This window comes from Micromonospora inaquosa, assembly GCF_003857055.1.
GTDB classification, from domain to species: Bacteria; Actinomycetota; Actinomycetes; order Mycobacteriales; family Micromonosporaceae; genus Micromonospora; species Micromonospora inaquosa.
On sequence record NZ_QGSZ01000072.1, the window covers coordinates 1 to 7132 of the forward strand.

Here is a 7132-nt window from a genome sequence, read left to right on the forward strand (position 1 = left end):
ACAACCGCCGACGCCGCCATTCCGTCTGCGACGGACGCTCACCGATCGACTACGAACGATCAACCACCCACGTCCTGGAGAACCAGGCCGCCTAACCGAGTCCTCCACGATTCCAGGGGATTGACAGCGATGCGGTGACGAAGGTATGTCGGTAGCTGCCAGTAGGTAAGGCCTGCAGGGCGAGACGGCGTTCGGCGGTCGGCGAGCTGGCCTTGCCAGGTGGGGTGCTACCAACCTTCCAGCAGGGCGGCGCCGGCCTGCTCCTCGGCCACGACACGGGGCCTGCCGGTCTCCCGGCGCAACAGTGTCCCGGGACCTGGAACGGGCTACTGAACGGCCTGCGCCTCCAGACCCCGAAGCTGGGTCCGATCGACCCGAAGACCGAGCTGAAGACGGCCCTGCACGCCGACTGATCGGCTCACGACGTGGCGCCGGGCAGCTGGAACAGCAGTCGCAGGCTGTGCCCGGCCACCTGGTAGTGGGTGAGGCCACCCGGCGCCAGCGGGTTCGGCAGGACGTGGACCCGGTGCCGCTCGGGTTCGAGGGCGTGGGTGACGAAGAGGATCCAGTACTCCTCGTGCGGTTCGAGGCTCTGGGCGGTGCGTACCTCCGACTCACCGAGAGTGATCTGAGCGGCCGCCTCCTTGGTGGCCTTGACCTCGATCAGCAGCCGCCGGTCGCCTAGCGGGACCTCGAAGTCGTAGCCGAGCGTGTCGTCGGCCCGGCCGTCGGGGAAGCGGCTGCGGCGGTTAGCGGAGACCCAGGTGACCTCGGGTGGCAACCGGAAGTGGTGCTCGATCCACTCGCCGGCAATCAGCTCGCCGGCAAGCCCGATTCGAGCGGTCACCTCGGGTGGTGCCGAGGTGACCTGCCAACCGGAGCCGCCGCGGGCGCGGCCGGAGGATGGTGCGGGCAGCGGCATGGGCGGCAGGGCCGCGGGCAGCGGCTGGGTGTTCAAAACATCGGGGGGTACGGAACCCCGCACCGCGTCGATGAAAGCCTGCGTCTCCTCGGCCTCTTGGCCGTACTTGCGGCCGCCGTAGACCGTGGTCACCGAGTTGCGGTGGCGCACTACCGAGGCCTGCTGCAATCGCTCCCCGGCTAGGGTCAGGTCCTGTTCGGAGAGCTTAAGCCGGGCCGGCGCGGTGGTAAGGGGCATCGCCGCCGGCCACTGCCCGTGCTCGGCGAGCCAGGTGATCACGTCGTCCTGGCCGATCCGTTTGAAGTCTAGCGCTCCGGCCTCGGCCATCTCCGACGCGACCGTCTCCGGGTTGCCCGGGCGGCCGGTGGCCGGCTCCGGCGATCGGTGCGACCACGCCTCCACCACCAGCCGGGCACTGGTCACCGCCCGGACGGCGACCCGGCGGCCGTGCTCGCGCAGCGTGTCGACCGGCGGCAGCCCGCTCTCCTCCGCTGACGCGGGCGGCGCACCCTCGTCGAGCCAGGCATCGACCCGCTCGTGCATCACCTCCTCAGGCAGCTCCCAGTAGTGGTCGAGCCACCTCTCGTCGGCAGTCAGACCCCGCAGGTCGCGCAGGCTCAGGTAGCCGGTCAGCGGCTCGCCCCGCCCGGCGACCGGGAGGAAGCGGTCCCTCAGCTGGTCCAAGATGGCCGCCCGGTGCTGCTGCCGGAACGCCTCAAATTGCCGGGCGTGCCCGCCCCGGCGGTGCAGCGGCGGCAGTCCGCAGAGCCGGAAGGCCAGGTTGGCCTTCTCCAGCGAGACGCCAAGCTCGGTGATCGCGGCGAGCGGGTCGTTACGGTCGGCGAGGGCGAGCACCCGGTCGGCGTCCACTCCGGTAGCGGCGAGCCAGGCGCGCAACTCGTCGCGCCCGCCGAAGCCGTCACTGTGTTCCCGCAGTTCCTGGGCCACATCCAGATCGACGCAGGCGAGCACGGCAACGACGGCGGAATGGTCGGCGTACCGGGTGACGGCTCCGGCGACGGCCGCCTCCAGATCACATGGCGGCACCCGCAGGACGGCGGCGATGTCGGCGATCACCGGGGTCGCCTCGCCGCAGCGCTGGCGCAGGTCGACGAGCGCGAGCCGCAGCGACGGCTCCAACTGCGGGTCACCGGCCAGCTCGGCGAGGGCACCGCTCGCCGCTTGGAGGACCGTCCACCGGTCCGGTTCGAGGGCGAGCACCACCATGCGCGGGTGGTCGCCGTTGTCGAGCAGGAAAGACAGGGCGCCGGAGTCACCGGCGGCGATCCGGTGCGGACCGATGTGCGCGACGACCGAGGTGGCGGTGGCGAGCCGACAGCGGGACAGTGCCCGGTCGACGTTAACCAGGCGCTGGACGGTGACGGCCCGGAACGAGCTCTGCTGAACCTCCAGGCAGCCGAGCACAAGAGTGGGCAGCCAGTCGCCGCCGAAAGCACCGAGATCACGAAACGGCAGGTCCGCGGCGGGCACGCCGTCCCCGATGACGTCGACGGCGACCTCGGAGGTGGGCACGAGCCGGTTCGGGCCGGTCCCCAGGAGACGGCGGCGGACCCGTTCGGCGAGCGGCCGGGACCGGATCGCCAGCATCGCGACCGGAGTCTGCTGGAGCAGGCGTTCCTTGGCGGCACCCTTCTCGTCGCAGACGTAGACCGGTTCGCCCTCGGCCCGCAGGTCCGCGACCTCCAGCCGGGACTGCCGGGTGACCAGCACGCTCCCGGGCGGCTCGGCGCCCTCGGCGATCTCGTTCCAGGCCTCCTCGTAGGCCTTGCGCACGGCCGGGTTCACCGCCGTGTGCCCGTCGACAAGGCCAGTCAGCTCGTTCAGGCGGCTGCGGGCGCTCGCCGGGTCGTCCCAGAAGCGGACTCCGGCCCTTCGCAGCCGCTCCAGCACGCGCGGGGTAGCCAGGCTCCGCAGCGCGTGCGGCTGGGCGCGCAGATAGTCGGGGGTCGCCTCGTCCCGGACCCACCACGCGTCCGCCGGGACGGCCAGGGTGACTTGGCCGCGCTGGCCGGGCGTGGTCTGCGGGATCCAGTCCGCAGTGGCCAGGAACGAGGAGACGAAAGTCGGCCAGGCCGCCCTGCTGCTGTCGGTGGCCCGTTCGAAAAAGATCTCCAGGACGGAGTCGGGCCAGACCTCAAGCCCGCGCAGGATCAACTCGGCGTAGATCCGCCGGGCCTCAGGGCTGAAGGGCAGCCAATCGCCCTGTCCTGGTAGGACCGCGACATCGGTGGCGGGCCGGTAGCGGACCGTCCGTGATTGAGGCAGCCACCGTTTCCACCCGGCGGCCACCTCACGCCAGGTGCATTTGTCGGCGGCCGGAAGATCGACTCCGGGCAGGGGTGCCGCGGCGGGGTTCGCCACCTGTTCGCCGCGCAGTTCGAAGACCCGTTTCGGGTAGTACAGGGGTGTGAGCCCGTGGCGTACTCCGGCCGCTTCCAGGAATTCGCGCCACGCGTCCGGATCGTCGACTTTTAGGTGGGTCGGGGTCGTGCACGCCTCCGCGACTCGGGCGAGGTCGCCGGAGACCTCGGCGGCAGTGGCGAGCAGTCTGGCGAGCTGGGCGTCCGTGTCGGCGGTGGGGCCGCCCCAGCCGGCGCCGAAGGTGGCGGTTTGGGCCTTCCGCCAGCCGGCCGCAGTCGGAACCAGCAGGTTCGCGTCGCGCACCACGCTCGGGCTGACCTCCCTGGTGGCCCGGTGCCAGACGTCGAAGGCGAAGTCCAGGCACTCCCGCAGGGCTCCGTGGTCGTCCGGCGCGAGGGCTCGCATGGCGGCGCCGATCAGGTCAAGGACCGTCTCGGTGTGGTACTCGCGGACCAGTCTCCGGTTCTCCAACCACTCCCGGCCCGGGCGGCGTGGCCGTTCCGATACGCGCCAGATCCCAGGCAGCAGGAAGGCCAGGCGGGCATGGACGGCGGCGGGTGGTGCGGCGGCTTCGCCGTCCGGGCGTACGAAAACCCGCAGCTCGTCGGTGACCGGCAGCAACCGTCTCCGCTCGCCGATCAGGACCCGCCGCCCTCGCAGTTGTTCCGGGAAATCGCGCAGCTCGGCGGCGAGGTCGTCGTAGAAGCCCGCCCACACCGCCGGGTTCGCGTCGTCCAGGGCCAGGTCGGCGGCCACCGCCTCGGCCCAGGCGGCGAGCTCCGCCGAGGTGGCCGCGAGTCGCAGGCCGAGGTGCCGGGCAAGCGTCTCGGCGCGCTTGGTCCGCACCGGGCCCAGGGAGCTGTCGGCGAGCGCGACACCGGTGGCGGCCACCGCCTCCGCGCTGATCGTGGTGCCCTTGCCGCGCCACAGCTTGACCCCGTCGAGCGGCACCCGCTCATCCACAACCCCCAGAGCAGGGACCAGCGGCACGCCGGTGAGCGGTACCTCGTCCTCACCGAAGGCCGCCACCAGCCGGGGCAGCGCCGCTTGCTGCCAGCAGGCCAGGTCGAGCGAAACCCCACCAGGCAGCGCGGAACCGCCACGAACTGCGTCCGCGCACAGGGCCGCGACCTGGCTCAGCAGCATGTCGTTCAGCGGCACCGCCGCGTTCATGCTCTTGCGGTCGAGCTGGGCGAAGAACGGCGCGTTGACGAAGGCCGGCAGCGGCGCCGCCTCCTCCATCGGCAGGAAGGTGTAGAACCGGCCCTGGTCCAGGGGTTCGCCGAGCGGGACGGCGACGCACACCTCGGCGTCGCCCTCCCAGCGGGCCCAGCGGGAGTTAAGGCGGCTACTCTCGATCGCGGTCCGCATAGCGGCCTCTGGAACCGGGCGGCGCAGCAGCAGGAAGGTCCTGCCGTCCTGGAGCCGGATCTCCTCGGTCCTGTCGCCGACCGGCCGAGACGTCCTGGTCAGCGCCTGGACCGATTCGTCGCCGTCAGCGGCTCGCGTTCGCACCGTAATCCGCTCGACCCGTTCTAAGAGCGCGTTTCACATTGCTGTCAGTCGGGTGTGTTGTAGGTGAGGCGTTGTTGGCGGGTGGCGGCTTGGCCTCGGGTGAGGCGGCGGAGCATGCCGCTGAGGGCGGCCCATCGGATCATGGCCTCGGACGTTGCGCGGTGGGTTTCGTAGTCGCGGGCCAGGCGTCGGTGGGCGGTGATCCAGGCCAGGGTCCGCTCGACGACCCAGCGGCGGGGGTGCACGACGAAGCCTTGCTGGTGGGCGGGTTTGCGGACGATCTCGACGGTGGTGCGTAGCAGGTCGCGGGCCCAGTCGACGAGGCGACCGGCGAAGCCGGTGTCGGCGAAGACGTGCCGAATCGGCGTGGCAGCGTAGGTGGCGAGCAGGGCTCCTTTGGCGCCGTCGCGGTCCTGCCAGGACGCGGCCAAGACCCAGACGGTGACCAGCAGGCCGAGGGTGTCGGTGACGATGAACCGCTTGCGGCCGTTGATCTTCTTCCCAGCGTCGTAACCGCGCGAGCCGCGGGGCACGGTGTCGGCGCCTTTGACGCTCTGCGAGTCGATGATCCCCGCCGTCGGCTCCGGGTCACGGCCGTGAGCAACCCGGATCTGCTCGCGTAGCTCGGTCAGGATCCGCTCGGTCACGCCACGCCTGTTTAGCCGGGTGAAGTGCGCGTACACGGTCTGCCACGGCGGGAAGTCGACCGGCAGGTACCGCCACGCGCAACCGGTGCGCACCACGTACAAGATGGCGTCGATGACCGCCCGGCGGGGATGCTTCTCTGGTCTGCCCATCCACTGCGGAGACGGCAGCATCGGCTCGATGATCTCCCACTCGGCGTCGGTCAGGTCAGACGGGTACCGCCGCACTCGATCCATGCCTGTCCATCGATCGAGCCACCTTCATCGATCGGACCCCCTGTGCGACACGCCCGACCAAACCTGATACCAAACGCGCTCTAATACTGCAACGGCAGTAGGCGAATCGAGTTCGGCTCGCGTTCGTTGGTCCGACTGTGACGGACGTTGATGTCGATCAGTGGCATGGCGAGTTGGACCGGTTGCATGCCCGGATCGGGCCTCGGTTTCGGCGGTCTGAGCCGCGGCGGCGGGTGCGTCAGTACCTGTGTGGGCTGGTGTCGGGTCTGGGCCGGAAGAATGGCTGGACTCTGGCTGAGCAGGCCGGGGATGTGTCGCCGGACGGTATGCAGCGGTTGTTGCGGTGGGCGGATTGGGACGTCGACGCGGTCCGTGACGACGTGCGGGACTACGTCGTCGAGCACCTTGGCGACCCGGCTGGTGTGTTGATCGTCGACGACACCGGGTTCCTGAAGAAGGGCACCCGGTCGGCCGGGGTGCAGCGCCAGTATTCGGGCACCGCTGGTCGGACGGAGAACTGCCAGGTCGGGACGTTCCTGGCCTACCGGTCGGCGAAGGGACACGCGCTGATCGACCGGCAGCTCTACCTTCCGGCGTCGTGGACCGATGACCGGGATCGGTGCCGGGACGCGGGGATCCCGGACGAGGTGCAGTTCGCCACGAAGGTCCAGATGGCCCGCCAGATGCTGGCCCGAGCCTTGGATGCCGGGGTGCCCGTCGGGTGGGTGACGATGGACGAGGCCTACGGCCAGTCGAAATCCCTGCGGGTCTGGTTGGAACACCGGGATGTGGGTTATGTGGTCGCGACCCGCCGCAACGACGACATGATCACCACCACGATGGGTCAGGCCCGCGCGGACGATCTGATCGCTGCTCTGCCAGCGCGGGCGTGGTGCCGGCTGTCCGCCGGCGCCGGTGCGCACGGCCCGCGCGAATACTGGTGGGCGCGGGTGCCGGTGCGTATCTGCTGGCAACCGGGCCGGGGGCATTGGCTGCTCGCCCGGCGCAGCATGACGACCGGGGAGATCGCGTACTACGTCTGTTACGGGCCCCGCCGCACCCGCCTGGTCGACCTGGCCCGCATCGCGGGGGCACGGTGGGCGATCGAGGAGTGCTTCCAGCAAGCCAAGAACGAAGCCGGCCTCGACGAGTACCAGGTCCGTGACTGGCGGGCCTGGTACGCCCACATCACCCTGTCCATGGCCGCCCACGCCTGGCTGTCGGTGGCCCGATCCCTTACCGCAAAAGGGGATCCAGCTCAGGCGACGACATGATGATCGGCTACACGGTACCGGAGGTCCGAAGATTGGGCGAGTTCAATCGGTCGTTGCAACACCGGGCTGTTCCAGCGAGCTTAACTGCTCGGCGAAGACCTCGGCCGGGGTCTTCCAGCCAAGGCTCTTGCGGGGCCGGTTGTTGACCGCGAGGGCGA

The 7132-nt window shown here is 70.4% G+C and carries 4 protein-coding genes; 2 read left to right on the plus strand and 2 right to left on the minus strand.

Features of this window, described 5'->3' with window-relative positions:
* Positions 1-224: 224 nt before the first annotated feature.
* A complete protein-coding gene (locus DLJ59_RS01095) occupies positions 225-413 on the plus strand; it encodes a hypothetical protein (protein ID WP_148096918.1) in 189 nt (62 codons plus the stop codon).
* 5 nt (positions 414-418) lie between these two features.
* On the opposite strand, the gene DLJ59_RS01100 is transcribed toward DLJ59_RS01095, so the two are convergent.
* On the minus strand, positions 419-4819 hold the full coding sequence (locus DLJ59_RS01100) for a protein NO VEIN domain-containing protein (protein WP_124770657.1): 4401 nt from the start codon (positions 4817-4819) through the stop codon (positions 419-421).
* 44 nt (positions 4820-4863) lie between these two features.
* On the minus strand, positions 4864-5700 hold the full coding sequence (locus DLJ59_RS01105; protein WP_124770658.1) for an IS5 family transposase: 837 nt from the start codon (positions 5698-5700) through the stop codon (positions 4864-4866).
* A gap of 137 nt (positions 5701-5837) precedes the next feature.
* On the opposite strand from DLJ59_RS01105, the gene DLJ59_RS01110 reads away from it, so the two are divergent.
* Positions 5838-6974, plus strand: coding sequence for an IS701 family transposase (locus DLJ59_RS01110; protein ID WP_124770659.1), 1137 nt, complete (start codon positions 5838-5840; stop codon positions 6972-6974).
* The last annotated feature ends 158 nt before the right edge of the window (positions 6975-7132 follow it).